A 25,688-nucleotide genomic window follows, 5' to 3' on the forward strand; every position below is an offset into this window, starting at 1 on the left:
CACGACAGGAGAAACACGTTGAAGCTCATGCGCATCGGCCCACTCGGCGCGGAGGTACCCGCCGTACGCCTCGACGGGCGGACCTACGGCCTGTCGGGGCTCACCGACGACATCGACGGCGCCTTCCTCGCCGCCGGCGGCATAGCTCGCGTCCGGGCGGCCTTGGCCGCGGAAGAGCTGCCGGTGCTGGACACCGCCGGCCAACGGATCGGCTCCCCGGTCGCCCGCCCCGGCAAGGTCGTCTGCATCGGCCTCAACTACCGCGACCACGCGGAGGAGACCGGCGCCGACGTCCCCAGCCGCCCGGTGGTCTTCATGAAGGACCCCTCTACGGTCGCGGGGCCCTACGACTCGGTACCGATCCCCCGCGGTTCGGTGAAGACCGACTGGGAGGTCGAACTCGCCGTCGTGATCGGCAGCGAGGCCCGCTACCTGCGCTCCCCCGAGCAGGCACCCGGTGTCATCGCCGGATACACGATCAGCAACGACGTCTCCGAACGCGAGTTCCAGCTGGAGTACTCGAGCCAGTGGGACCTCGGCAAATCGTGCGAGGGATTCAATCCGCTCGGGCCGTGGCTGGTCCCCTCGGACGAGGTCGGCGACCCGCAGGCCCTCGGTCTCAGCCTCGCCGTCAACGACGTGCCGCGGCAGGACGGCCACACCAAGAACATGATCTTCGACGTCGCCTACGTCGTCTGGTACCTCAGCCAGTACATGGTGCTGCGGCCGGGCGACGTCATCAACACGGGCACCCCGGCCGGCGTGGCCCTCGGCATTCCGGGCACGCCCTATCTGCGACACGGCGACACGGTCCAGCTGTCCATCGACCGGCTGGGCGCCCAACGCCACACCTTCAACGACGTGTGGGCGGTATGAGTCTGCGTCAGATCCGGTTGGGGCGCGGCGCCGTGTGTGTCACGGAACTCGCGTTCGGCGCCGCCGGCATCGGCAACATGGGCTCCATGGTCACCGATCCCGAGGCCGAGAGCACGGTCGACGCCGCCTGGGCGTCGGGCATGCGCTACTTCGACACCGCCCCGCACTACGGACTCGGCCTGTCCGAGCGGCGGTTGGGAGCGGCACTGCGGCGGTTCGCCAGGGAGGAGTACACGGTTTCGTCGAAGGTGGGCCGGCTCCTCGAACCGGTTGGCTTCCCTGACGGCGACGATCTCGCCAACGGCTTCGCCGTTCCTGCGACGCACCGCAGGGTCTGGGACTTCAGCGCTTCCGGCGTGCGGCGCTCGATCTCGGCGAGTCTCGAACGGCTCGGCCTGGACCGGATCGACGTCGTGTACATCCACGACCCGGAGGACCACGCCCGGCAGGCGCTCGACGAGGCGTACCCGGAACTGGAACGGCTGCGTGGCGAGGGCGTGGTCGGAGCCATCGGCGTAGGAATGAACCAGCCGGAGCTGCTGACCAGGTTCCTCCGCGAAACCGATATCGACGTCGTGCTCCTCGCCGGTCGCTACACCCTGCTCGACCAACGTGGACTCGCCGACCTGCTGCCACTGGCCGCCGAGCGCGGTCGCGCCGTGGTGATCGGCGGCGTCTTCAACTCGGGCCTTCTCGCCGATCCCCAGCCCGGTGCCACGTTCGACTACGCCGCGGCTCCCGAGCATCTGGTGACGCGGGCCGTGGAGATGAAGGCCGTATGCGAGAAGCACGGCGTGCCGCTGCGTGCTGCGGCTCTGCGCTTCCCGTTCGGGCATCCCGCCGTGACATCGGTGCTCGTCGGCGCACGCAGTGCGGCTGAAGTCCGGGACGCCGTCGCCCTCCACAACAATCGGGTGCCGGCAGCGCTGTGGGAGGAGCTCAGAGAACGCGCACTGCTGCCCCCCGGCGTTCCCGTCCCCGAGGAGGACCGCTGATGCGGGTCACACTGTTGATCACGTGTTTCAACGACACCATGGTCCCCGGCACGGGCCGATCCGTGGTGTCGGTGCTCGAACGCCTCGGTCACACAGTGGAGTTCCCGCACGAGCAGAGCTGCTGCGGACAGATGCACCTCAACGTCGGCTACCGCCCCGACGCCCGCCTGTTAGTACAGCGGTTCGTCCAGATGTTCGCGCAATGCGACTTTGTGGTGACTCCCTCGGCCGCCTGCGCCGGGATGATCCGCGCGAACCACCCCGTTCTCGCCGAGCGCTACGGTAGTGCTGATCTCCACCGGGAGGTCACAGAACTAGCGGGCAGGGTCCACGAGTTCAGCGAATTCCTGACGGCGGTGCTCGGCGTCACGGACGTCGGCGCCGCATTCCCGCACCGAGTGGCCTATAGCCCGACCTGCCAGGTGTCGGACGGTCCTCGTCTGGGCGAACCGCCGCTGCGGCTGCTGCGTGCGGTGAAGGACATCGAACTGGTCGACCTGCCCGCGGCCGGTTCCTGCTGCGGCCTGGGCAGCACCGCCGCGGCCGACGACCGCGAAACCCCTGCGGCGATGCTCGCCGACAAGGTCGCCGCGGTCCTGCGAACCGAGGCCGAGGTGCTGTGCGGCGCCGACGACACGTGCCTGATGCACATCGGCGACGGGCTGTACCGGCAAGGAAGCCGCGTACGCACCATGCACCTGGCCGAGATACTCGCCGCCACCGAGGGCGCCGACGGATGACCAGACCGGACCACCGGGGCCCGTGGGGCTCGGCAGACGGAGACCCTCAAGCCACTGCTGCACCACCGACCACACGGTAGGCGCGCGCCACGGCTGGCGACGCCATCGGTTAGGCAACAGACTCGAAGTACGGAAAGTTCTTGGAGGTCCGATCATGGACCACTCCGACATGCTTGGGGGAGGAGGCCGACCGGCTCCTTTCGACATGCTCCGTGTCGCCACCGCGGCATTGGACGACAGCGGGCGTATTGTCGGCTGGTCGAACGAGACGACCCGCCTGCTCGGCTGGGAACCCCCGGAGGTTCTCGGCCTGCCGGCGACCGAACTACTCGCCTCCGACCAGGACGTCTCCATGCTCCCCGCCCGCGGACGGGGTGACCCTGCCGGCACGTCCGCCGAGGTCGTGGAGCTGGTGCTCAGGGTCCGCCACCGGGACGACGGCGTACGGTTGCTCGGAGTGACCGCCACGCCCCTGACCCACGCGTCCGGCGGTGCGGGGTGGCTGCTGTCCGCCATCGACCTCGCCCGTACGTCGTGGTGGGACAACAGCCGCTCGGTGCTGGAGCGCTTTCTCACCCACTCCCCCTACGGCATCGCCGTGCTCGACACGGAGCTGAGGTACGTCTGGATCAACAAGACCCTCGAGCGCATGGCCGGGGTCCCGCTGGGCGAACGCATCGGCCGCCGGATGCACGAGGTGCTCCCGGGGCTCTCGCCCTACGCGGTGGAGGACCAGATGCGAGCCGTCCTCACCACAGGTGTCCCCATCCTGGACTTCGAGTACCAGGGCCACATCCCCGCCGACCCCGAACACGAGCACGCCTTCTCGACGTCCTTCCTGCGACTGGACGATGAGGACGGCCGCATCGCCGGAGTCTGCTACATGGGTGTCGACATCACCGAGCGTCGTCGCACCCGGCAGCGCCTGGCCCTGCTCACCGAGTCCGGCGCCCGCATCGGCATCGCGCTCGACTTCGAGACGACGTCCTGCGCGCTGGCGTCGGTCGCCGTGCCCCAGCTGGCGGACTTCGCCGCCGTGGACCTGTTCGACGGGGTCCTGCGGGGGGAGGAGCCCGCTCCCCCCGCCACTGCGGGCAGCCGCCTGGAGCTGCGCCGCATGGCGCACGCCTCGGCCCGCCCCGGGGACCCCGAGGTCGTGGCGGGAGTGGGAGCCGAACCGAACTACCCGCCCGCCTCGCCCATGATCCAGTGCCTGCTGCACGGCAGCGGAGTGCTCCAGACGCGACTCCATGCCAACGGCCTGTCGTGGCTCGCCGACGATCCCGCGCGCAGAGACGTCGTCGACGCCTGGGACTTCCACTCGTTGATCGCCGTGCCGCTGCGCGCCCGTGGCATCGTGCTGGGGCAGATGGTCCTGCTGCGCGCGAAGCGGTCGCAGCCGTTCGATCCGGAGGACCTCGCGCTGGCCGAAGAACTGGCGTCACGCGCCGCGCTGGGGCTGGACAACACGCGCATGTACACGCGGGAACGCGAGACGGCCCTGGCGCTGCAGCACGACCTGCTGCCGCAGGTCCTCCCGGCCGCCTCCTCACTGGAGGTCGCCCACCGCTACATCCCGGCGAACGCACGAGGCGGGGTCGGAGGCGACTGGTTCGACGTCATTCCCCTCTCGGGCGCCCGCGTTGCGCTGGTCGTGGGCGACGTGACCGGGCACGGTCTCACCGCCGCAGCCACCATGGGACGGCTGCGAACAGCTGTCCACACCCTCGCGGACATAGACCTGCCGCCGGATGAGTTGCTGGCGCATCTGGACGACCTCGTCCTGCGTCTTGTCGACGAGGAATCGGCGCTCCAGCAGTGGCACCCCGCAGCGTTTGCCGCCTTGGGGACGACCTGCCTCTATGCGGTCTATGACCCCGCCACACGGCAATGCACCATGGCCCGGGCCGGCCATCTGCCGCCGGCGATCGTCACTCCGGACGGGGAGGTCACCCTGCCGGACCTCCCGGCCGGTCCCCCGCTCGGAATCGGGGCGCTCCCCTTCGAGTCCGCCACGGTGCACCTGCCGGACGGCGCACTCCTGGCGTTGTTCACCGACGGCTTGCTGCTCGGGCACAGCGCGGACTACGACACCGCCATCGAGCGACTGCGCACCGCACTCGGAAGCGCCGCCGGATCCCTGGAAGCCACATGCGACGCCGTGGCCGCGGCAATGCTGACCGGCGTCCAGAACGACGACGTCGCGCTGCTGCTGGCCCGCCCCCACGGGCTCAGCGCGGACCACATCGCCACGTGGGACCTCCGCAGCGACCCCGCCATCGTGTCCGAGGCGAGGTCCCTCGCCTCGGACACGCTCAGCGCGTGGGGCCTGGACGACCTGGCCTTCACGACGGAACTGGTGGTCAGCGAACTGGTCACCAACGCGATCCGCTACGCCTCCGAGCCGGTGCAACTACGCCTGATCCGGCGTGAGAACGTCGCACTCATCTGCGAGGTCTCCGACGGCAGCAGCACCTCACCCCGGCTGCGCCACGCGCGCACCACCGATGAGGGCGGACGCGGGCTCTTCCTCATCGCCCAGCTCACCAGCCGCTGGGGCACCCGCTACACGTCAGGCGGGAAGGTCATCTGGGCGGAACAGGCGATCGAGCCCTTGTGACCACGCCCAAGTCTCCGCGCGGCCTCCCGTGACGAGGAGTGCCCTCAGCTCGGCCGCCGTGGGCGGATCGGCACCGGGGCGGGCGCAGGTGAGTGCGGATATCAGGGCGGCCTCGGTCAGCAGATCGTCGAGCAGGCCGGTGTCGAGACGGGAGGCCAGGTCGGCGGCACCCAACAGGGCCCGGCGGTACAGGGCGTTCAGAAGGCCCGAGGTGAACGCGTCGCCCGCGCCGATGGTGTCGGCGACCGTCACCGGCACGGCCGGGGCGGTCACGGAGCCCGCGCGGCAGACAGCGTACGAACCCTGCGCTCCGCGCGTCACGACCACCACGGCGGGACCGGAGGCGAGCCAGTCCGCCGCGATGTCGGTGACGTCCCGCGCGGGATGGAGCCAGGCGAGGTCCTCCTCGCTCACCTTGACGACGTCGGCCAGTGCGACCAAGGCCTCGACGCGTCCGCGCGCGGACGCCGGATCGCCCATCAGCGACGGGCGGCAGTTCGGGTCGTACGACACCGTCATCCGCCCGCGCGCCCGCTCGATCAGGGTCCCGACGGCGAACGCGCCCGGCGCGAGTGTGGCGGCGATCGAACCTGTGTGCAGGCACAGGGAGTCGGCCGCGGCTGCTGCGGTCACGGCCGCGCCGAGGTCCCAGGTGATGTCGAACTCGTAGGACGCCACCCCGGACGCGCCGACGCGGGCCCGTGCGACGCTGGTCGAGCCGTCGTGCACGGACTGCGGTGCGACCGCAACCGAGCTCGCCGCAAGGTGCTTTGCGAGCAGCCGTCCGTATGCGTCGCGCCCGAACGATGTGACCAGCCGCACCGGCGCGCCCAGCCGTCCCAGGCCGACCGCGACGTTGGCCGGGCTCCCGCCCGGATGCGCCACCGGCTCCCCGCCGGCGGGGTGGACGATGTCGACGAGTGCCTCTCCGACAACGGTGATCACGGCCCCGCCTCCCCCGGCCCCTCGACGACGAGCCCGGTCGGCATGCGGCTGTGTCGCCCTGCAGTCCTCCGCCGCAACGTCTCTGCCGCGGTGGGTGAGACCGGCAGGAGCGGCAGGAGCGTCGCCTGGAGCGCGTGGTACGCGTCAGGTTTGCCCTTCCATACCGTGGCCGACGGTCGGCCGTCCGTGTCGAGTTCGTGGTGCCAGCTGCCGCGGGTCCGGTCGAGGAAGTGGGTGTCGGCGTGGGTCCACCACGCGCGGTACAAGGCGTCGTAGCCGGGGTCGCCCGTCGCCTGACGCAGCGCTGCGGCGGCCAATACGGCCTCGGCCAGGACCCAGTGCATGCGGGTCGAGACGACCGGCCTTCCGTCCCAGTCGACGGTGTACACGAAGCCCGCGCTGCCGTCGGCGTTCCAGCCCTCACGTACGGCGGCGGCGAACAGCGCCGCCGCGTCGTCGCGCAGCCACGCCGGCGAATCCGGTAGGGACGCGGACAGGGAGACCAGGAGCCGAGCCCACTCGAACCAGTGCCCGATCGTGGCGCCATAGGGCCGGAACGGGTCGTCGGGACGCGTGCGGTTGTAGTCGGGCAACGGGCGCCACATGGCGTCGAAGTGCTCGATCAGCCGCCAGGAGTTCCGGCGCGCGTAGACGTGCACCACGCGCTCGGCTATGCGCAGCGCGCGACGTCGCCAGACGGCGTCGCCCGTCGCGTCAGCCGCGGCCAGGAAGCACTCCACGGCGTGCATGTTGCTGTTGGCACCGCGATACGCCTCGCAGGTCGTCCACGCGCGGTCCCACGACTCGACACACGCGCCTTCGCCCTCGCTCCAGAACCGTAGATCGAGGATTCGCAGTGCCTCGCCGAGGAGCTCGTCGGCCCCGGGGCGTGCGGCGACCGCGGCGGTGGAGGCGGCCAGCACGACGAAGGCGTGGTCGTAGGCACGCTTCTCGCTCGTCAGCGGCCGTCCGTCCCTGTCCACCGCCGGAAACCAGCCGCCGTGTTCGGCATCGCGCAGCAGTCCGGACAGCGCGGCGACTCCGTGGTCGACCAGCGGTGCGGTGTCGGGGAGCCCACGCAGGTGGGCGAGGGCGAACACATGCGTCATGCGCGCGGTGATCCACGTGTGCACGACACCGTCGGGCGTCGGTACGCCCTCGTCGTCGAGCCAGGCGAAACCGCCGCCGTCCCGGCGGGCGGCCCGCGCGAACTCGACGATGCGTGTGAACTCGGCGTCGAGCCACGGTTCCTGCCCGGGTGACCTTGGCATTGCAGCCTCCACGTCGAAACCGCCCCTCGTTGCCACTGACCTGTCCGCGCCCGCTGGCAGCCCTGCCGAGGACCATGTGTCGCCCCGTTCCGCGGACACCGCCGAACGATACATGGTTCGGATCTATTTTGACACTTGCCACCAATGAGTCAGATCTAAAGCCTTGACGCTGAGACATCCGACTTCCAGACTCGTGCCACCTTGACGAGACACAACTCATGGGCAGCAGCACTCAGTTCCCAGATTTGCTGGGGCCGGCGAGAGCCGGGCTCCATGTTCGACATGACGTGCGCAGCGGCGTCGACGGTTTGGCGGCAGTCAAAGAATCAGATCTATCTGCCACACGGCTTCTCGGTCGCGACGGTGGATCGCGGCGACATCGACTCGACAGAGGTGATACCGAGATGACAATCCGCAGAGGCGCCGTTGCCTGTCTGCAGGCGATGGTTCTCGCCACAGCAGCGGTGGGGGTGGCCGGCCCCACGGCGTCGGCCGCCCGTGCCACCTACACCATCCGGGCCGGTTCGCTGATGGTCGCGCTGGACGGCTCGGGGACGGTGACCGACCTGGTGGACCTGGCGAACGGCCGCGACTACGCGAGCGGGGCCCATCGCTCGCCGCTGATCAAGCTGGTTGCCGACGGCGCGCAGCAGACGCCCACGTCCCTCTCGTACGACGTGCCGTCGTCCACCTACACGTTCGAATTCGGGGGGAAGGGGATCAAGGTCGCCGTCCGGGCGGTGTCCCTGCCGGGGTACGCGACGCTCGAGGTCACCAGCGTCAACGCGCCTGCCGGGGTGGACGTGCAGACCCTGTTGTGGGGCCCGATCACCACGGGCATCACCCAGACCGTGGGCGAGACGGTCGGCGTGGTCCACGACAACGACTTCGCGATCGGGATCCACGGGCTCAACGACAAGACCGTCGGAGGCTGGCCCGACGAGTTCGACAAGCTCAGTTACCCCGACGGGCCGGTGAAGGTCGGCACGCCGTCCAGCTGGCCCTTCGGCTGGTTCAGTGCCCACCAAACCACCTGGGGCAGCATCCTTCAGGCGTACACCTACGACTACACGAAGACGCGGCAGCGGTACGTGGGTTGGGGGGACGTGAACGAGCCCAATGTGGCGGTCCCTCCGCTCAGCGGCGACGACGCGGTGATCAAGGGCTCGAAGATCGCCCTGTTCGGTACCGCGCCGGGCGACGTCCTCGGCACGCTGTCCCGGATCGAGACCGGTGAAGGCCTGGTGCACACCAGCATCGACGGGCAGTGGGGCAAGACCTCACAGGGGGCCTCGCAGTCCTTCCTCGTGCTCGGCGACCTGAACACCAAGAACGCCTCGCAGGCGAGCACGTACGCCAAGGACGCCGGGATCCGCTACATCTACTCCCTGCCGAACGCGGTGGGGCCCTGGCAGTCGACCGGGCACTATCAGTTCGACTCCTCCTTCGGCGGCTCCGACGCGGGCGCGGCCGGGCTGGTCCACACGGCGGCGGCCGGTGGGGAGTCGGTCGGCGTGCACACGCTGTCCAACACCATCGACACCGACGACCCGTACGTGACGCCGGTGCCGGACCCGGGGCTGGCGACCATGGGTTCGGTCAAACTGACCCGGCCGCTGGACGCGTCCGCCAAGACCGTCTACGTCGACGGCGACTCCGTCTTCACCGGCGGGTATGGGAAGGCCGTTCGCATCGGCGACGAGCTGATGACCTTCGGCGCGGCAACGAAGGTGGCCGGCTCCTCGAACGAGTACCAGGTCACCCTCGAGAACCGTGGCGGATGGGGTACCGCTGCGGCCGCCCACCCCGCGGGCGCCGACCTGGCCCGCATGCAGTGGTACGCCTACGGCCAGTTCGACGCCGGCATGCCGATGATCCCCAAGATCGCCGAGCGGTTCGCGCAGATCTTCAACGCCACCGGGATCAAGGCGATGTCCTTCGACGGCCTCGAGACCGCCACCCTCACCGGATACGGGACCTTCGCCACGAACAAGCTGGTGAACGGCATGTACCGCCGAATCACCGACACCGACGACTTCATCTCCGAAGCGAGCAACGTCCTCCCCGGCATCTGGGACGCGGTGGGCCGGGCGAGCTGGGGAGAGACCTGCTGCACTCCCCTGCAGGAACGCTACGACCACCAGGCCTACTACCAGCGCAACTACCTGCCCAACATGATGGGTTGGGTCTCCTACAGCCCGACCGACTCGGTCCTCTCCCAGGAGTGGCAGCTCTCCAAGATGGCCGCCTTCAACGCAGGCGCCGGGCTTCAGGCCAGCGTGTCGGCCTTCAACAACAGCGGCAACACCGCCGGCGTGCTGGACGCCTGGAAGCAGTGGGAGGCCGCCCGTAACGCGCATGCCTTCACCGACGCGCAGATGAAGGCGATGCAGGACCCCAACTCGTACTGGCATCTGGAGAACACGGATCCCGGCAAGGCGTGGAACCTCTACGAGGTCCAGTACCCGGCGAACGCGCTGAGCGCGCCGAGCGACGGCACCCCGAGCAGCTGGCAGTACACCAACACCCACAAGTCACAGCCCCTGCAGTTCCAGCTCCAGGCATCCGGCGGAAGCGTCGTCAACCCGTCGATCACCCTGGGCGGGCAGACCGTGACCTTCAACACCACCGTACCGCCGGGCGGTTACCTGGTGGCCGACGGCACCGCCACCGCGAAGGTGTACGACGGCACCTGGCACGAGCTCGCTTCCGTCACGGCACAGGGCTCGGCGCACTACACCGAGGGCACCCAGACCATCAGCTACCGCGCGGCCGGCTCCGCCGGATCGACCGCCAAGATCCGCTTCCTCAGCGTCGGCGCCCCCCAGAAGGTCACGGCGCCGATCGTGATCGCCGCGCCCGCCACTGCGGCCCGCGGCGGCACCACGACAGTGACCACCACGTACACCAACACCGGCAGCGGCCCGGTGAAGGACGCCGAGATCGGTTTGGCCGCCCCTGACGGCTGGACGGTCAAGGCAGTCGGTCGGGCTTCCTTCCCACACATCCCGCCGGGTAAGACGGTCACCGCTACCTGGCAGGTCACCGCGCCCGCGAACGCCGCCGTCGGCGACGGCTGGCTGGTCGCCCACATCATGTCGGCCGGGGCACGGACCAGTTCGGAGGCGACCGCGCGGATCACCGTGCCCGACCCTCTTTCGGTCCACGGTCCTCAGATCGTCGAGGCCGGCAGCAGCGCCACGGTGACCACCACGTACGTCAACGGCACCTTGCAGGCCCTCTCCAATCTAACCGTCACCCTTGCCCCGCCCGCCGGTTGGAGTGCCAAAGCCACCACACCCGCGAACTTCCCCTCCCTGGGCGCCGGTCAGACAGCCACCACCACCTGGCAGCTGACGGCCCCCGCGAACGCCGCGCCCGGCACGGCCACGTACACGGCGAGCGCGGACTATCAGAACACGCCCGTCAAGGACCAGGTCAGCGGCGAATTCAAGGTGCCATACCCGTCACTGAGCAGCGCGTTCGACAACGCCGGCATCAGCGACGACGGCAACCCGGCCGCGGCCAACCTGGACGGCGGCGGTCGGAGCCTGTCCGCACAAACGCTGGCGGCCGCCGGCCTGACCCCCGGCGCGACGGTGTCGCACGACGGCTTCTCCTTCACCTGGCCGAACACCGCGCCCGGCAGCAAGGACAACGTCGTCGCCAACGGCCAGATGATCAAGCTCGGCGGCTCCGGCGGAAAGCTCGGCATCCTCGCCACCAACACCGGCGGCCCGGGCTCCGGCACCGGCGTCGTCACCTACACCGACGGGAGCACCCAGAACTTCACGCTCGCGGTCTCCGACTGGTGGGACAACTCCGCGGCGGCCGGGGCCGACATCCTCGCCACCCTGCCACACCGCAACGCCAGCCAGGGAGGCGTCACCGACCACCCCGTCAGCATCTACGCCTCGACCGTTCCCCTTCAGGCGGGAAAGACCGTCGCCTACCTGACCTTGCCGGCCTCCGGCGGCCAGACGCACATCTTCGCGACCGCAGTCGGCTGACCCGATCTGCCGGTGCCGGTGACTTCCCCCCGGCACCGGCACCAGCAAGACGTTGTCCAGCAGGAACCTCGCCCTTCGTCACGGCCCGGCGGCAGCACCACGCCGCCGGGCCGCGCGCTTCGCTTCCCCAGCCGCGCCTGATCAAGTGCTGACCTGCGGGAACGCCGGAACTGGACGACTCGACAGTCGAGTTGCCGCGTCTCCACGTACGTGCGGCGCGGTAGGGACCGGCTGGAGACTCCCGGTGTGCTCCCAAACTCTGATCTGCGCTCAAACTCTCGCAGATGCCCTCTTCGGCCTTGACGTCGACGAGATCGAAACAACTACCCACCGCTGACGCTGCGATCGTCCGGTCTGCGCGACCCTGGCGGTTGAGGATTTCGGCACCCACGGGCGCCACCAGCAGCAGCGCGGCGCGGCGGTCCGGCCGAGCGTGCGGCCGACGCGGGGCGTCCGGTCAGCTCTTGGTGACGCGGGTCCAGCTGAACGGCCCGAACGAGGTGTCGGTCGTCGGGTTGTGCGCGCCCGGGGTAACGGTCAACTTCAGCCACTCCAGCGGCACGGTGCTGCCGTGAACGACGATGCGATGGAAGTTCGGGACGTCGTAGCTCGGGTGGCTGTTCCAGGCGTCGTACGAGCAGACACCCGCGTCACCGGTGCACGGAGCGCCCTGGCTGAGCGGGTTGTCCGAGCGGTACACGTGCGAATCGCCCATCAGCAGCAGCACCGGCTTGCCGAAGGCGGCGGTGTGCGAGGCCAGGCTGGCGACGATCGGCTCGTAGTTCGCCACGTGCGAGGCGGGCTTGCCGTCCAGGTCCCACATGTCGGCCTGGGTGGTGACCACGACGCTGGACATGCCGCCGATGCGGGCGAGGCCGAACGCCGTGTTCAGCCAGCGCAGGTCGGCGGCGGTACGCCGAGCGGACTCGTCCAGCTGCTCCTGGGAGGCGGTCGGCGCCCCGTACCAGGCGTCGGCGTCGTTGTTGGAGCCGCCGGGCACGTTGACCGTGACGAACAGAGTGCCGTTCTTCACCCACAGCACGTTCTCCACGTACGTGGCGTCCTCGGGGTGAGCCGGGTTCGGCAGCTGCGCCTGCGACAGGACGCGCAGCGTCCCGCTGCCGAGGGTACGGCCCGGCTCCGGGAAGAACGTCCGGCGGATCAGGTCGAGGTTGGCGACCGGGTTTCCGGCAGCGTAGTCCACAGGGCGGCCGGTGGCCGGGTCGAGCACCGGGTCGACCTGTCCGGTGACCGTGTTGTACTTGCCGCCACCCTCACCGGCCTTGTGGCAGTCGGCCCACTCGTTGTCGCCGGGCGTGTAGACCAGCGGGTCGGCGAAGGTCTTCCACAGCGCGGCGATGGACTCGTCGTAGCCGGCGGTGCAGTACTGCTTGCCAGAGTGGATGTCGCCCACGTGGATCACCGTGCTGACATCCGGGTCGGCGTTGACGGAGGCGATGAACATCGGCGTCGCCTGGAACTCGCTGGTGTCACTCGGCGAAGTGCCGTACGGGGCGTCGCCGTACACGGCGAGCGTGAAGGGCGCGCGGGCGCCGCGCGTGTGACCGTCCTCGTTCCCCGCGGCAGCCGTCGCTGGCACCACGCTCATCGCGAGGGCGAGGCTTGCGGCTGCATAGAACGTTCTATTCATCATGACTCCCGGTGATTCCGCCATGTCGGAGCATTGTGTTGGGCGGTACACACCGCGCGAGGAACGGCCAGATGAACGGAAGTTCAATACCGCGTCCGGAGAGCGAGCGGCACCTGGCCGGCCGGCCTGAGCATTCGTTCGCCGGGTCTGACGATCATCGGCTGTGGCTGTTCGGATGCTGTACCGGCTCGTCCACGTGTTCTCGTGGATGGCGCTGCTCGCGCGCTCGTCCGCGTCGAAGGACGCGGAGATACTCACGCTGCGTCACGAGGTCGCGGTCCTGCGCCGGGCGAACCCGAGGCCGGGGCTGTCGTGGCCGGACCGCGCGCTGCCTTCGGCATTGGCCCGGGTGTTGCCAAAGGCACTGCGCGCACACCGGATCGTCACGCCCGGCACACTGCTGCGCCGGCACCGGCGCCTGCTCGCCGCACGCTGGGGGCTAAGCGGGCAGGACGCGTTCGCGGAGCAGGGGCAAGCGGGCCCGGCCGAACATTTGCCGGGCGGCGACATCACCGCCAAGTCCCAGGCGGCCCGGCTGGTGGTCACCGGCGGATGACCACCGCCCTGGTCGTCCTCGGTCTGGCCATCAAAGTCATCATCGGTGCGGCCAGGACGAGAAGGAGCCAGCCGACCGACCCCGACGATGCCGCTCGCGCGCACCACGGGTGAGCCTGCGCGATCGGGCGGTCTGGGCCGTGCCGGACTGCTGCTCGTGGGGTGTGCTCCCGCTCTGCACTGCTTTCGGGGCTGATCGACAATTGGGTGGTGAGCGACGCCTGGCGGGGCTCGGTGTGCCGAGGGCTCCCGCGGGTTCCGACGTCCGAAGGAGGTCGACCATGTGCCGATGGCTCGCCTACCGGGGCTCTCCCGTCCGGCTGACGGAAGTGCTCTACACACCCGTCCACTCACTGATCGATCAGAGTCTGCACTCCAAGCTCGGTGCCGAGACGACCAACGGCGACGGCTTCGGCGTGGGCTGGTACGACGAGGGCACCGACGCGCCGGGGGTGTTCCGCAGCACGGAGCCTGCGTGGAACGACACGAACCTGCGCGAGTTGTCGGCGCACATCACCTCGCCGCTGTTCTTCGCGCACATCCGCGCCGCCATCGGGTCGTCCGTCCAGCAGACCAACTGCCACCCGTTCCGGCACGGGCGGTGGCTGTGGATGCACAACGGCTTCATCGACGGGCTCAGCGACATCAAGCGCGATCTCGCCTTCGCAGTCGACCCCGCGCTCTACCTGAGCATCGGCGGCACGACCGACTCAGAGCTGATGTTCTACCTGGCGCTGACCTTCGGCCTCGAGGACGACCCTCCGGGCGCTGTCGCGCGCACGATCGGCCTTGTCGAGACGCTCGGCCGCGGGCACGGTCACCAGTCGCCCTTCCAGGGGACGATCGCCACCAGTGACGGCGAGACCCTGTGGGCGTTCCGGTATTCGAGCGAGGGCCGGACCCGCTCGCTGTACTTCAACCGGAGCGTCCCGCAGCTTCGGGACCTGTTTCCCGACCGGGCCGCCCGCCTGGAGAACGTGGCCGACGACGCGCGCCTGGTGGTCTCCGAGCCGGTCGGGGACCTGCCGGGCGCCTGGATCGAGGTTCCGGAGGCCACCTACGGCGTGGTCGGCAAGGGCCGGGAGGAACTGCTCCCCTTCGCCCCCCAGGCCGCGGCCTGAACGGGACGCCCGAACGACGGCCCCAACGTCATCGCGTTTCCGGCACGACCCGACCGGATACGCCGACGCCGCGTCCTCGGAGGACTGCTGAACGAGTACCAGTCAGCCGCATGAAACCGCTGGTCAAGCCCCGTGGCCGAGTCGACCACCACAGGCCTCGGCGTCCACAATCCGGGACCTCCCCCCACCCGAGCCGCGCAGCTGGTTCCAGCAAGTCACCGAACTGAAGACCTCGAGCGCGGGCACGACAGGACAACCATCCCTTGCACCCGGGCACACGACCACCGTGCGACCACCGTGCGACCACCACACAGCGGACCCGACTCCGACGGAGCAGCTGATCTCCCCTGACACTCCCCGGATTTCGAGAACGGTTCTTGTCGCCCTGCACAGGACGGCGACCACACTGCGACCACCAGGGGTCCAGAACGCCGGAAAGGCCGCCCTCTTTTAACGGAGAGAACGGCCTAGGACCTGCGTAAACGCTGGTCGGGACGACAGGATTTGAACCTGCGACCCCTTGACCCCCAGCGCGCCTGATCACGCGCTGACCTGAGGACACGCTCGAACTTTCCACCTGCCAGCTGAATTGAAATCCAGGCTTGCCGGCCCGGGTACGCATCAATTGCGCGCTCCCCTTGCGCTCCCATCACGGGCACACCGGCGTCGGAGGAGGTCTCACCAGGCGTGCGGGGAGAGCGCGGGTCAGGGCCGACGGCGTCGCGGAGTTGGGCTCGGGCTGTGATGCCGAGTTCGGGGAAGATCAACCGTGGCGAGTTGGGCGCCTCGCGGCCCCCGCCGACCGCGTCGCTCGCAAAATCACCCAGCTACTCGATCAGCCAAGACGCCGTCCCCACGGCCGGCTTCCTCCTGTAACCCTCCGCGTCCCTCTCACCCGCTGCTGATTTCGGCCTACGAACTCCGCACTCGGAGCACGCACTTCACCCTCCACCTTTCGGAGGGCCGGAGCCACGTATGGCAGCTTGCTCTGCCGCGTTTCGGGCCGTCCGGGCGCGCATTGCGTCAGGGTGGTTCCCTCCGTAGCGCCGCTGCCAGTCGGCGGTGATCGTGGTCAACGCCAAGACGCGTGACCATGCATCGCCGCTGTACCGCGCCAGCAAGGCGCGGGCGTCGAGGACGTCAGGGTGGTCCAGGCCCAGGTGGCTCGAGGTCTTCACGGTTTCCTGGGCGAGTGCGGCGATGGCCGCGCTGCGCGCGGTCGCGTCGTCGGCCGCCTCCTCGACGGCCCGCTGGGCGACGGCCATGGCTGTGACGAGTGCCAGTGGGTGTGTGTACCCCAGACAGGCCCGCCAGGAACCACACAACCGGGTGAGCGCGTCCGCCGTCAGCCCCTGGGCGACTGTCGTGGCGAACCGCAGCTCGGCGTCGATCACACGCGGGTGCCTGCGCCCGAGGACCGCGGTCGCCTCGCTCAGCATGGCGAGGTCGTCCTCGATCGGTGTCGCGTCATCCGCCCGCGCCCGCAGCTCCAGCGCCAACGCGATGCGGTATTCGGCGGTGACACGATGCTGTTGGCCGAGTCGGGCGGTCATCTCAGCCACGGCGCCGTCAAGTGCGTTCGGCGGCTCGTCGGGGCGCGCCTTGGCGAGGGCGATTCCGTGGCGCCCGAGAGCGATCAGCCGTTCTTCGTCCCACAGGTCGACGTGACGTTCGAGCACCGGTATCAGGGCTGCCAGTTCCCGCTCCGCGTCGGCGGGTCGCCGATCCGTGGTCATCGCGTGCGCCAGCTGCGACCGGGTGATGAGCACTTCCACGTCGTCCGCGCCGAGCGTCGTGGTGTACTGCGCCACCAGCTCCGACAGCTTGAGCGTCTCGAACCGCGCGTGTCCGGACTCGCCGAACCAGCGAAGCGCTTCGCGGCGCAGGCGCAGGCACAGGTGTGGGGCCGGGTGGGAGTGAAAGTCGGGGTCGAGGTCGGCGTCGGGGCCCTCGACGCACTCAAGGCATTTCCCGGCCAGCCTCTCCGCAGCCCAGCGGTCTCCCGAGTTGCCGAGTGTGGCGATGAGCGGGAAGACGAGTGGGGGGATGTCCGGGGCGTCGCCGTGGCTGTCCTCGCGAGGCTGGTATGCGTGCAAGCTGATGTCGATCATGTACCGGGCGCTGTCGACGAAGCTGTCCGTGGTCTTGTCGTCCCCCAGACTGTGGGGCCATGACTCCAGCAGCCCGTCGGCGACCACTCGTGCGCGCGCGAGATCGTCCGGCTCGCCGGTCCCGGGCCCCCAGGTCACGCAGAGCAGCGCCGGCGCGGGCCAGGTCGGCGCGTCGTCCGTTCCGTCGACTATCGAATACGTCCGCAGCAGCGACAGGGCCTCCTCCGGATCGGCGTCGCCAAGATGTCGTCGCACCGCGTCGCTGGTGAACGCCGCCACCGGGAACGGGCCTGGTGGCAGCATGCTCAACAGTCTCGCCATCGCCCTAGCGACGCCAGCGTCGGGCAACGCGACGCTTACGGCAGCCGTCAACTCCTCGCGTGCGGCCGCCGTCCACACGTTCGCGTACGCGTCCAGGCTGAATTCGCGCGTGCCTATGTCCTCCGGCCAGTCGCCTGTCTCGACAGCTCGGCTCGCGATACGTTCCACCAAAATCGGCAGGTTGCCGATACGGGCCAGGAGCCAGTCGATCTCGCCGGGCCACAACGCAAGGTCGTTTTCCTCGACCACGGCCCACAGGAAGTCGGCGCACTCGTCGTCGGTGAACCCGCCGACCTCGACCTGACGCCACGCCGGCCCCGGGGGCGGGACGTCGCGGCGTCTGGTCGTCAACAGCGTCAGCCCGTTGGCGCGGCGTGGCGGCAGCAGGCCGCGCACGTCGGCGGGCTCCCGCACGCCGTCGAGCACGATGACCCAGCTGTGCTTCGTGGATTCCGCCCAGTTCAGGAAGCGCTCCGCCGCACGGTTCCGGTCCGCCGGCGCCGGCCTGACGACGTACGCGCAGGCTTCGGCGTAGGCGTCCAGGACGGCGTCCCGCGTCGATGCCGTGATCCAGACGACGAGGTCCTGGGAGTCGGCGAGTTGCCGGGCGAAGTGGGCGGCGAGACAGGTCTTTCCGGTTCCGAGGCCGCCGACCAGGGCGATGTACGGCGTCTCGTGCGTCTCGAAGCCGTACGTCGCCATGGCGAGCCGGGCGAGGGCCTCGGTCTCGACGAAGTGCCGGGGCTTCCTCGGGATGACGCCCAGCTCGGCCGGGAACGTCGGCGGCGCGTACGAACCCCCATAGTGCGTCACATGGTTGACGTGGTTCGCCTGGCCGACCGCGACCGATCCGTGGTGCGCCACCACGGCGTTGCCGGCCACGACCGACGGGGCCGCGGCTCCTCCGGACGCGGTCAGGCCTGTGCCGCGTCCGGCCGGGAAGGGTTTGTGATCGACACGTCGCCCATCACCACCGCCGCGGCCGAACCGCGGTCGGCGTCGACGTACACGTCCCCCGCGACCGCGATGCCTCGACCTGCCGCCCCGAAGGTCCGACGCAACTCGGCGGCCAGCATTTGCCGTTCCTGTTCGTCGAGGCTCTCGAGCAAGTCCTCGAAGCGGGTCTGCCACGACGCCGCGGCCCGGTCCCGTGTCACCGTCAGCGCCACCGGGTCCGCGGCCGCGAGTTCGGCGGCGGTGCGGTCGAGGCGTTCCGCGGTGACCTGCACGTCCGTCAAGCGACCGCGCCCGAACAGCCGCGCCACCCGGTCGCGGAACCCCTGCCACGCGTCCGTCCCGGCGGCCTGCACCACGGCAGCCCCGCCCGCCGACGCCAACGCGATCATCGCCTGGTCCAGCACTCGCCCCCCAATGCCCGTTGGTACCCCGAATTTTACGACCGTCGACGCGACGCCGCCCGTACATCGCCGGAGCTGTAGACCTTCCCGGCCAGCGTCGAGTGGCCGCTGAGGACGAGGCCGCGGACCGCTTCGGCCTGCTCGCCGTCGGCGGCGTCCACGACGAGGTCGTCGGTGCCCGGCACCGGGACGGCGATGGCGACCAGGTCGGCGCCGGCCATCTCGCGCACGGTGGCCGCGAAGGCCCGCAGCGCGTCGGACGGAGCCGCACCGGACAGCAGGCTCCGGGTGAGGTCCGACGCTGCGGTCAGCCACTGCTCGCGCCGCTTCGCCTGGTCGTACAGGCGCGCGTTGTCGATCGCGACGCCCGCGGCGGCGGCGAGGGTGCGCAGCACCGCCTCGTCATCCTCGTCGAAGTCGGCGCCGCCGCGCTTCTCGGTCAGGTAGAGGTTCCCGAAGACCTCGTCGCGGATCCGGATCGGCACGCCGAGGAACGTGTGCATCGGCGGATGGTTGGCCGGGAACCCGAACGAGTCGGCGTGCTTGGAGATCTCGTGCAACCGGATCGGGTGCGGGTCGCGGATGACCAATCCGAGGATGCCCTGGCCGGACGGGAACGGGCCGATCTTGGCGATGGTCTTGGCGTCCATGCCGACCGGCAGAAAGCGCGCGAGGCGCTCCTCGTCGCCGATCACGCCGAGCGCGCCGTACTGCGCGTCGACCAGCGAGACCGCGGATTCGACGATGCGCCGCAGCACCGTCTCCAGCTCCAGGTCGCTGCCGACCGCCAGCACCGCCTCGAGGAGGGTGTGCACCCGGTCCCGGGTGGCGCGAACGACCCCGATGTGGGCCTGGAGTTCGTCCAGAAGCTCGTCCAGGCGCATACGCGGGATGGGCGTGCGCTCGCGCGCCGTGGTGGGTTTGGCTTCGTGCGGCATGACTCTCCCCACGCGGCTGAGGCAGCCCATGATCGCCTCGACGCAGTCGTTGTCGCCATTGTGCCTGGCTGACGACGTCGCTTGCGTGTGGGACACCGCATGTGAGAGTGCCCGTTCCAGCGGAACGGGCACTCGGAATTGCGCGGAGGCTCACGTGGGCTGCAGCTGCACGACCCCATCCTGCGGAGGCATTCGGTCGTAGGGGATGTGTCGCTCGGAGTCAGCCAGGCGGTCGGCCGGGTCGTGCTCGACGGGGTTCAGGCCCTGGACCACTCGGGCGCGAGTTGCTCCCACTCGCGGGCCCAGGCACCCATGCGCGAGCGCATGAAGGCGGTGTGCTCGGCGGCGTAGATCACGAGCACGACCCCGAGGCCGCCGAGCAGCGTCAGCAGTCCCGCGCCGATCGCGTTCAGGACGACCCGGTCATGGGGCGCCGGGGCGCCGGCAGGGTTGCCGGCGGCGTCGAGCCAGATGGTCGTCGTGTCGCCCTTGTCGCCGGATGACTGGACGGCGGCCGTCCCCACACGCACGGTGCCGTCGGCGGCCGTCCAGGACACCGCCGCGGTCGTCTTTCCGCCGCGCAGGGAGGAGCCGGAGCCGTAGACGTTGTTCTGCAGCACCGCGGTCACGGGGTGGTTCTCGGCGGCGACGCGTCGGCTGCGGGCGTCCGCCACGTCGAACTGGGCGCGTCCGGCGATAAATCCCAGTGCCGGAAGGGCCAGAGCCGCGAGCACGAGCATCGTGACGAACAGTTCGTGCGCGGCCTGGCCGCGGGTGCGTATCGGGTTGCGGTGCCAGCGCCACCGAAGACGGGTGGGCCGGGCGCCCTGCGACTGTTCTGCCTTGGCGCTCATGGGGGTTCCTCCGCTCGGCCGTGCCGTTGTCAGGGATCGTTCGGGGTGGCGGACACTCGGCCTCGGGCCACGGCGTCCCGCCGTCTGGTGTCCAATCTGCCGGGACGTCCACCGCCGCACATGGGGAGTGGGGCCCGCTCGGGCAGGCCGTTCGGCCTACCCACGGCGCCGCGCCGGCATAGCAGTTCGCGCGTGAACGGCCCCGCGGGAGGAAATCCGGCGGGGCCCGTTCGGACGCTTGGTCGCTGCCCGTCAGCGCAGCCAGCGGTTGCGCTCGACGATCGGGAGCTTGGCCCAGCGTTCCCCCAGTCCGTAACGGCTGCCTGCGGCGACCGCGGCGAGAGCAATGAGCGCGATGGCGTAAATGACGTGGTAGTCCGCGAAGGGGTTGGTGGAGGCGGTCAGCGCACCCTTCTCGGTGTGCTTGGCGGGCGGCCACTCGGCGATCCACATCAGCGCCATCATCACGGTGCCGGAGACGGCGGAGACGCGCAGGCCTATACCAAGGATGACGGCGACGCCGATGCCGAGCAGGCCCATCATGAACATCCAGTCGGCCCAGGTGTCGCCGGCCCAGCCGCGCAGGGTCGAGGCGAACGGCCCGGTGTCGACGTGGGAGAGGAAGCCCTTGGTGGGCGAGCCGCCGTCGACCCAGCCGCTGCCGGACTTGGTGGCGTAGCCCAGGCCGAAGGTCTTGTCGAGGAAGGCCCACAGGAAGACGAAGCCGAGCAGGACCCGCAGCGCGGCGACCGAGGCCTCGCGCACGGTGGCGGCGCTGAGCGTGGCGGTCGCGGCGTCGGTGCGGGAACGGCGGTGCAGGTGGAGTCCGCCGGTGAAGCGGGAGGTGTGCGGCGTGGCCATGGTGGTTCCCCCTGGTGGGTGGGCCGCCGGGCGGTGGTACCCGGCGCCGTGGGTGAACGGGACGAGAGGGGTGCCGGGGTGCCGGTCAGTGCTGGCGGCGGTAATGCCCGTGGTGGTGGTGCCGGGTAGGTCCGCCGAGCGCGGCGGCCGCCAGCGCGGCGATCACCATGGCGCAGCCGATGACCAGTCCGAAGACGGTCCAGAAGTACGTGCCGAGGACGAACACGGCCAGCCTCCTGTCGTGCGTCTGCGAGGCGAGCGGCTTGCGTTCTCGCCCGCAGGAACACCGTCTCGCTCAGGGGGAGTTCGCCCCCAGTGCTGGGCGGCCCGACCAACGGGGACTAATGGCCGGTTGGTTCCGGGTCGGCCCACTGCCGGCCGCTGATCTCGGGCATGTCCTCGCCGTGGTCACGGATCCACGCGTGGCGGCGCAGGCGTATGTCGACCATCAACTGGCGGACGTCGGCAGCTTTTCCGCCGAGCGCCGGACCGACCATGACCTGCTCGGCATCCTGGCCGCGCTCCTGCGCGACGACGCCTGACGTACCCCCGTACCGCCTGCGACACTGAAAGCCTCCGCAGCGGAAGAGATGAGCCTGTCATGACGTCCCCGAGCGCCCCGATCCGCGTGTTCCTGCTGGACGACCACGAGATCGTCCGCCGCGGCCTGGCCGACCTGCTCGGCGCGGAGCCCGACATCGAGGTGGTGGGCGAGTCCGCGTCCGCGCAGGAGGCCATGCGCCGCATCCCCGCCCTCAACCCGGACGTCGCGGTCCTGGACGGCCGGCTGCCGGACGGCAGCGGCATCGACGTGTGCCGCGAGGTCCGCTCGCGGTTCCCGCACATCCAGGCGCTGATCCTGACGTCGTACGACGACGAGGACGCCCTGTTCGCCGCGATCATGGCGGGCGCCGCGGGCTACGTCCTCAAGCAGATCCGCGGCACCGACCTCGTCGACGGCGTCCGCCGCGTCGCCGCCGGCCAGTCGCTCCTCGACCCGGTCATCACCGCCAAGGTCCTCGAACGCGTCCGCACCGGCAACACCGTCGACCCCCGCCTGGCCGACCTCTCCGCCCGCGAACGCGAAGTCCTCGGCTTCGTCACCCAGGGCCTGACCAACCGCCAGATCGCCGAGAAGATGCAGCTCGCCGAGAAGACGGTGAAGAACTACGTCTCCGCCCTCCTCAACAAGCTGGGCCTCGAACGCCGTGTCCAGGCGGCCGTGTTCGCCACCGAGGTGCAACAGGACAAGGCGCACGGCGCCGGCTGACCACGCGCCACGGCATACCCGCCATGCGGGTGGCAACGCGCTGCACGTACACCTTCCGGGCCGCCACGGCGGTCGCCTCGTCGCGCTCAGCCGCGTTCCGGAAGGTGCGCAGCGTCACCGCGAACACCCCGGCAGGACGGCTCCGAGTTCCTGCGGCCGGCCCACGCGATCGGGCTCGATGCGGCCACCTGGACGTACCCCTCGACCACGCCGACCGGGCGCTCGCCGACCTGGCCGCCGACCGCGTACACGGCACCGCGGTGCTACTCGCCTCCTCAGCGCTTCCTGACCGCCGCACCGGGGCGACGGGCCCGCCGGACAGGGCCGGTCGGCCCTGATGGCGCGGCTGGTCGCGGCGCCACGGTGAGGCATGTGGCGACTTTCGCCGATCCGACGCGTGGTACCGGCTGCCCCCGGACCGCGCCTGTTCCGGGAGCCGAAGATGAGGCAGTCGATCCGACTGGGCCGGGTCAAGGGGGTGCCCGTCGGGGCGCACTGGTCCGCGCTCGCGGTGCTCGTCCTGATCGTGACCGTGCTGGCCACGCGGATCCTGCCCGCAGCGGACAGCCACCCGTCGACCGCGCTGGCCTGGGCCGTCGCGATCCCGACCGGCGCGGTCTTCCTGGCATCGCTGCTCGCCCACGAGGCCGCGCACGCCGTCGTGGCCCGGCGGCACGGGATGCGGGTCAAGTCCGTGACGCTGTGGCTGCTGGGCGGCATCGCCGAGCTGGAGGACGAGCCGCCGGACTGGCGCACCGACCTGCGGGTCGCGTTCGCAGGCCCGGCGACCAGCCTGGCGATCGGCGCGACCGCGACCGCGGGGGCGTACGCGGCGCACGCCGTCGGCGCCCCTGACCTGGTCGCGCTGGCCCTGATGTGGACCGGCGTGATGAACCTGATCCTGGGCGTGTTCAACCTGCTGCCCGGCGCACCCCTGGACGGCGGCCGGGTACTGCGCGCCCTGGTCTGGCGGCACACCGGCGACCGCGAGCGGGCGTTGCAGTCCGCCGCGCGGGCCGGGCGCCGGCTCGGCGGGGCGTTCCTGGCTCTCGGCGTCCTGCTGATCCTCACCGGCGCGACCGGCGATGGTCTGTGGTTCGTGCTGCTCGGCTGGTTCGTCATGACCGCGGCCCGTGGCGAGGCGGTGCAGAGCACGCTGGCGCATTCACTTGATGGGCTGACCGTCGCCGACGTCATGACCCCGCACCCGGACACCATCGCGTCGTGGACCAGCGTCGCCGACGCCGCCGACCGGGTGGCGCTGCAGTCACGGCAGACCGTGTTCCCGCTACTCGACCTCGACGCGTTCCCTGGGGGCGCCGTGACGCTCGACGCCCTGGGTGCGGTCCCCGCTCCCCTGCGCGCCGCGACCCGGGTCTCTGTACTTGCCCTCCCGACGCCCGCGCCGCTGACCCCCGACGACCCTGCCGACAGCGCACTTGCCGCGCTGCGGACGGCACCGGCAGCCGTACTCGTCACGCAGGACGGCCGCCTGGTCGGCATGGTCACGCACGACGACGTCAACCGGGTGCTCCACCAGGCACCCCTGCGCGGAAGGAAGGCGGCATGACCGAGACGACCCCGAACGCGCCGAAGACCGCCGCCGCGCACCCCGTGCGCGTCGAAGGCGACCTGCAGCCCGAACTGTCGCGCTGGCTGTGGCTGGTCAAGTGGCTGCTGCTCATCCCGCACGTGATCGTGCTGGTGTTCCTGTGGATCGCGTTCGTCCTCACCACCGTCGTGGCGTTCTTCGCGATCCTGTTCACCGAGCGCTACCCGCGCGCGTTGTTCGACTTCAACGTCGGCGTGCTGCGCTGGACCTGGCGCGTCCTGTTCTACGGCTACGACGCGCTCGGAACCGACCGCTACCCGCCGTTCAGCCTGGGCACCGAGCCCGACTACCCCGCACGCCTCGACATCGCCTACCCGGAACGGCTCTCCCGCGGCCTGGTCCTGGTCAAGTGGTGGCTGCTCGCGCTGCCGCAGTACCTCGTGGTCGTAGCGTTCACGTCCGGCTTCTGGCGCGGTCCGGGCCTCATCGCCTGCCTCGTGCTGATCGCGGCGGTCGCCCTGCTGTTCACCAGCCGCTACCCACGGGGCCTGTTCGACTTCGTCATGGGCCTCAACCGCTGGACGTGGCGCGTCGGCGCCTACGCCGCGCTCATGACGGACGTGTACCCGCCGTTCCGCCTCGACCAGGGCGCACGTGAGCCGGAGGCCTCGCCATGACGGACAGCAGCAACGACGGCGAGCTCCTGGAATGCGCAGGGCTTGTCCGCCGCTTCGGTGAACGCACCGCGGTCGACGGTGTCAGCTTCGAGATCGCCCCGGGCGAGACGTACGGACTGATCGGCCCGAACGGGGCCGGCAAGACCACGACCATCCGCATGGTGTGCGGCCTGCTGCACGCCGATGAAGGCTCGGTGCGCATCGCCGGACAGACGGTGAGCACCGCCGCCGACCCCGCCAAGAAGCTGATCGGCTACGTGCCGCAGGACATCGCGCTCTACCCCGACCTGACGGTCCGCGAGAACCTGCGCTTCTTCGGCCGCCTGTACCGGCTGCGCGGCCGCGCGCTGGAACGCAGGGTCGACGCCGTGCTCGACCTCGTCGACCTGACCGAGCGTGCCCGCGACCGTGTCGACAGCCTCTCGGGCGGCATGCGTCGCCGCCTCAACATCGGTGCAGCACTGGTGCATTCACCCTCGCTGTTGGTCCTGGACGAGCCGACGGTCGGCGTCGACCCGCAGAGCCGCCACGCGATCCTCGGCAGCGTCCACCGGTTCGGCGAGGAGGGTATGGCGGTGCTCTACACGACCCACTACATGGAGGAGGCCGAACGGCTCTGCGACCGCATCGGCATCATCGACCACGGCCGCATGATCGCCGAGGGCACCCAGCGGGAACTGGTCGCGACGGTCGCCGAACGCGACCGCGTGCTGCTGACCGCCTCCGGTGAACTGGCCAAGTACGTCTCGGAATGCCGCCTGCTCGACCGCGTGGACCGGGTCGACGTCGGCGGCGACCACGGCGACACCGTGCAGATCCTCGTCCGCGACGCACGCAGCCTGCTGCCCGAACTCCTCGACCTCGCCCACCGCGTGGACGTCCGGATCCGCGGTGTGGAAATCGTCGAGCCGGACCTGGAGGCGGTGTTCCTGCACCTGACCGGCACCGCCCTGAGGGAGTGA

At 70.3% G+C, this 25,688-nt stretch carries 20 protein-coding genes; 11 read left to right on the forward strand and 9 right to left on the reverse strand.

The genetic code is table 11. The features are described from left to right. Positions 1–18: 18 nt before the first annotated feature. The 4 genes from QI554_RS25485 (at position 19) to QI554_RS25500 (ending at position 5,231) form a co-directional block, all read left to right on the forward strand. Positions 19–876: a fumarylacetoacetate hydrolase family protein gene (locus tag QI554_RS25485; RefSeq protein ID WP_281472678.1), complete on the forward strand. Its 858-nt coding sequence runs from the start codon at positions 19–21 to the stop codon at positions 874–876. Between the two features lie 2 nt (positions 877–878). Next, positions 879–1,871: an aldo/keto reductase gene (locus QI554_RS25490; RefSeq protein ID WP_281472752.1), complete on the forward strand. Its 993-nt coding sequence runs from the start codon at positions 879–881 to the stop codon at positions 1,869–1,871. After that, on the forward strand, positions 1,871–2,611 hold the full coding sequence (locus QI554_RS25495) for a (Fe-S)-binding protein (protein ID WP_281472679.1): 741 nt from the start codon (positions 1,871–1,873) through the stop codon (positions 2,609–2,611). Before QI554_RS25490 ends, QI554_RS25495 begins: the two co-directional genes overlap by 1 nt. Positions 2,612–2,816: 205 nt before the next feature. Beyond that, positions 2,817–5,231: a SpoIIE family protein phosphatase gene (locus QI554_RS25500; protein WP_281472681.1), complete on the forward strand. Its 2,415-nt coding sequence runs from the start codon at positions 2,817–2,819 to the stop codon at positions 5,229–5,231. On the opposite strand, the gene QI554_RS25505 is transcribed toward QI554_RS25500, so the two are convergent. Next, entirely contained in the window at positions 5,184–6,176 is a 993-nt protein-coding gene (locus QI554_RS25505) for a carbohydrate kinase family protein (protein ID WP_281472682.1), read from the reverse strand. The two genes, QI554_RS25500 and QI554_RS25505, sit on opposite strands and share 48 nt — an antisense overlap. Further along, complete coding sequence (locus tag QI554_RS25510) at positions 6,173–7,447, reverse strand: AGE family epimerase/isomerase (RefSeq protein ID WP_281472684.1); 1,275 nt, start codon at positions 7,445–7,447, stop codon at positions 6,173–6,175. Before QI554_RS25510 ends, QI554_RS25505 begins: the two co-directional genes overlap by 4 nt. Before the next feature lie 404 nt (positions 7,448–7,851). Here QI554_RS25510 and QI554_RS25515 point away from each other — a divergent pair, with 404 nt between their 5' ends. Then, on the forward strand, positions 7,852–11,457 hold the full coding sequence (locus QI554_RS25515; protein ID WP_281472685.1) for an NEW3 domain-containing protein: 3,606 nt from the start codon (positions 7,852–7,854) through the stop codon (positions 11,455–11,457). 457 nt (positions 11,458–11,914) lie between these two features. Here the strand turns inward: QI554_RS25515 and QI554_RS25520 are convergent, their stop codons facing one another. Next, positions 11,915–13,066, reverse strand: a complete 1,152-nt coding sequence (locus QI554_RS25520; RefSeq protein WP_281472687.1) for a hypothetical protein — start codon at positions 13,064–13,066, stop codon at positions 11,915–11,917. Between the two features lie 205 nt (positions 13,067–13,271). Here QI554_RS25520 and QI554_RS25525 point away from each other — a divergent pair, with 205 nt between their 5' ends. After that, positions 13,272–13,664, forward strand: coding sequence for an integrase (locus QI554_RS25525; protein ID WP_281472688.1), 393 nt, complete (start codon positions 13,272–13,274; stop codon positions 13,662–13,664). Between the two features lie 280 nt (positions 13,665–13,944). Then, the gene (locus QI554_RS25530; RefSeq protein WP_281472689.1) at positions 13,945–14,784 is read left to right on the forward strand and encodes a class II glutamine amidotransferase; all 840 of its coding nucleotides are present in this window, start codon (positions 13,945–13,947) and stop codon (positions 14,782–14,784) included. 941 nt (positions 14,785–15,725) lie between these two features. On the opposite strand, the gene QI554_RS25535 is transcribed toward QI554_RS25530, so the two are convergent. The 6 genes from QI554_RS25535 to QI554_RS25560 all read right to left on the reverse strand — a co-directional run bounded on the left by QI554_RS25535 (position 15,726) and on the right by QI554_RS25560 (position 21,453). Continuing rightward, complete coding sequence (locus QI554_RS25535) at positions 15,726–17,918, reverse strand: NB-ARC domain-containing protein (RefSeq protein ID WP_281472690.1); 2,193 nt, start codon at positions 17,916–17,918, stop codon at positions 15,726–15,728. A 212-nt stretch (positions 17,919–18,130) separates the two neighbouring features. Then, a complete protein-coding gene (locus QI554_RS25540) occupies positions 18,131–18,577 on the reverse strand; it encodes a hypothetical protein (RefSeq protein ID WP_281472691.1) in 447 nt (148 codons plus the stop codon). Positions 18,578–18,609: 32 nt separating this feature from the next. Next, complete coding sequence (locus QI554_RS25545) at positions 18,610–19,512, reverse strand: GAF domain-containing protein (protein WP_425528048.1); 903 nt, start codon at positions 19,510–19,512, stop codon at positions 18,610–18,612. A 257-nt stretch (positions 19,513–19,769) separates the two neighbouring features. Beyond that, a complete protein-coding gene (locus QI554_RS25550; RefSeq protein WP_281472692.1) occupies positions 19,770–20,366 on the reverse strand; it encodes an Rv1733c family protein in 597 nt (198 codons plus the stop codon). Between the two features lie 252 nt (positions 20,367–20,618). Next, a complete protein-coding gene (locus tag QI554_RS25555) occupies positions 20,619–21,227 on the reverse strand; it encodes a DoxX family membrane protein (protein ID WP_281472693.1) in 609 nt (202 codons plus the stop codon). 85 nt (positions 21,228–21,312) lie between these two features. Then, entirely contained in the window at positions 21,313–21,453 is a 141-nt protein-coding gene (locus QI554_RS25560; RefSeq protein WP_281472694.1) for a hypothetical protein, read from the reverse strand. Between the two features lie 375 nt (positions 21,454–21,828). On the opposite strand from QI554_RS25560, the gene QI554_RS25565 reads away from it, so the two are divergent. The 4 genes from QI554_RS25565 to QI554_RS25580 all read left to right on the forward strand — a co-directional run bounded on the left by QI554_RS25565 (position 21,829) and on the right by QI554_RS25580 (position 25,688). Continuing rightward, a complete protein-coding gene (locus QI554_RS25565; RefSeq protein WP_281472696.1) occupies positions 21,829–22,497 on the forward strand; it encodes a response regulator in 669 nt (222 codons plus the stop codon). 442 nt (positions 22,498–22,939) lie between these two features. Continuing rightward, on the forward strand, positions 22,940–24,067 hold the full coding sequence (locus QI554_RS25570; RefSeq protein ID WP_281472698.1) for a site-2 protease family protein: 1,128 nt from the start codon (positions 22,940–22,942) through the stop codon (positions 24,065–24,067). Beyond that, positions 24,064–24,726: a DUF4389 domain-containing protein gene (locus tag QI554_RS25575; protein ID WP_281472699.1), complete on the forward strand. Its 663-nt coding sequence runs from the start codon at positions 24,064–24,066 to the stop codon at positions 24,724–24,726. The genes QI554_RS25570 and QI554_RS25575 overlap by 4 nt, the downstream gene beginning before the upstream one ends. Further along, entirely contained in the window at positions 24,723–25,688 is a 966-nt protein-coding gene (locus QI554_RS25580; protein WP_281472701.1) for an ABC transporter ATP-binding protein, read from the forward strand. Before QI554_RS25575 ends, QI554_RS25580 begins: the two co-directional genes overlap by 4 nt.

Source organism: Yinghuangia seranimata (assembly GCF_029953285.1).
GTDB lineage: Bacteria > Actinomycetota > Actinomycetes > Streptomycetales > Streptomycetaceae > Yinghuangia > Yinghuangia seranimata.

What these genes read in the sequence shown, in the direction of transcription:
- QI554_RS25495 (WP_281472679.1), top strand. Translation starts at nt 1,871, where the DNA reads ATGCGGGTCACACTGTTGATCACGTGTTTCAACGACACCATGGTCCCC.
- QI554_RS25500 (WP_281472681.1), top strand. Translation starts at nt 2,817, where the DNA reads ATGCTCCGTGTCGCCACCGCGGCATTGGACGACAGCGGGCGTATTGTC.
- QI554_RS25510 (WP_281472684.1), bottom strand. Translation starts at nt 7,447, where the DNA reads ATGCCAAGGTCACCCGGGCAGGAACCGTGGCTCGACGCCGAGTTCACA.
- QI554_RS25515 (WP_281472685.1), top strand. Translation starts at nt 7,852, where the DNA reads ATGACAATCCGCAGAGGCGCCGTTGCCTGTCTGCAGGCGATGGTTCTC.
- QI554_RS25520 (WP_281472687.1), bottom strand. Translation starts at nt 13,066, where the DNA reads ATGAGCGTGGTGCCAGCGACGGCTGCCGCGGGGAACGAGGACGGTCAC.
- QI554_RS25530 (WP_281472689.1), top strand. Translation starts at nt 13,945, where the DNA reads ATGTGCCGATGGCTCGCCTACCGGGGCTCTCCCGTCCGGCTGACGGAA.
- QI554_RS25535 (WP_281472690.1), bottom strand. Translation starts at nt 17,918, where the DNA reads ATGGCGACGTACGGCTTCGAGACGCACGAGACGCCGTACATCGCCCTG.
- QI554_RS25545 (WP_425528048.1), bottom strand. Translation starts at nt 19,512, where the DNA reads ATGCCGCACGAAGCCAAACCCACCACGGCGCGCGAGCGCACGCCCATC.
- QI554_RS25550 (WP_281472692.1), bottom strand. Translation starts at nt 20,366, where the DNA reads ATGAGCGCCAAGGCAGAACAGTCGCAGGGCGCCCGGCCCACCCGTCTT.
- QI554_RS25555 (WP_281472693.1), bottom strand. Translation starts at nt 21,227, where the DNA reads ATGGCCACGCCGCACACCTCCCGCTTCACCGGCGGACTCCACCTGCAC.
- QI554_RS25565 (WP_281472696.1), top strand. Translation starts at nt 21,829, where the DNA reads ATGACGTCCCCGAGCGCCCCGATCCGCGTGTTCCTGCTGGACGACCAC.
- QI554_RS25570 (WP_281472698.1), top strand. Translation starts at nt 22,940, where the DNA reads ATGAGGCAGTCGATCCGACTGGGCCGGGTCAAGGGGGTGCCCGTCGGG.
- QI554_RS25575 (WP_281472699.1), top strand. Translation starts at nt 24,064, where the DNA reads ATGACCGAGACGACCCCGAACGCGCCGAAGACCGCCGCCGCGCACCCC.
- QI554_RS25580 (WP_281472701.1), top strand. Translation starts at nt 24,723, where the DNA reads ATGACGGACAGCAGCAACGACGGCGAGCTCCTGGAATGCGCAGGGCTT.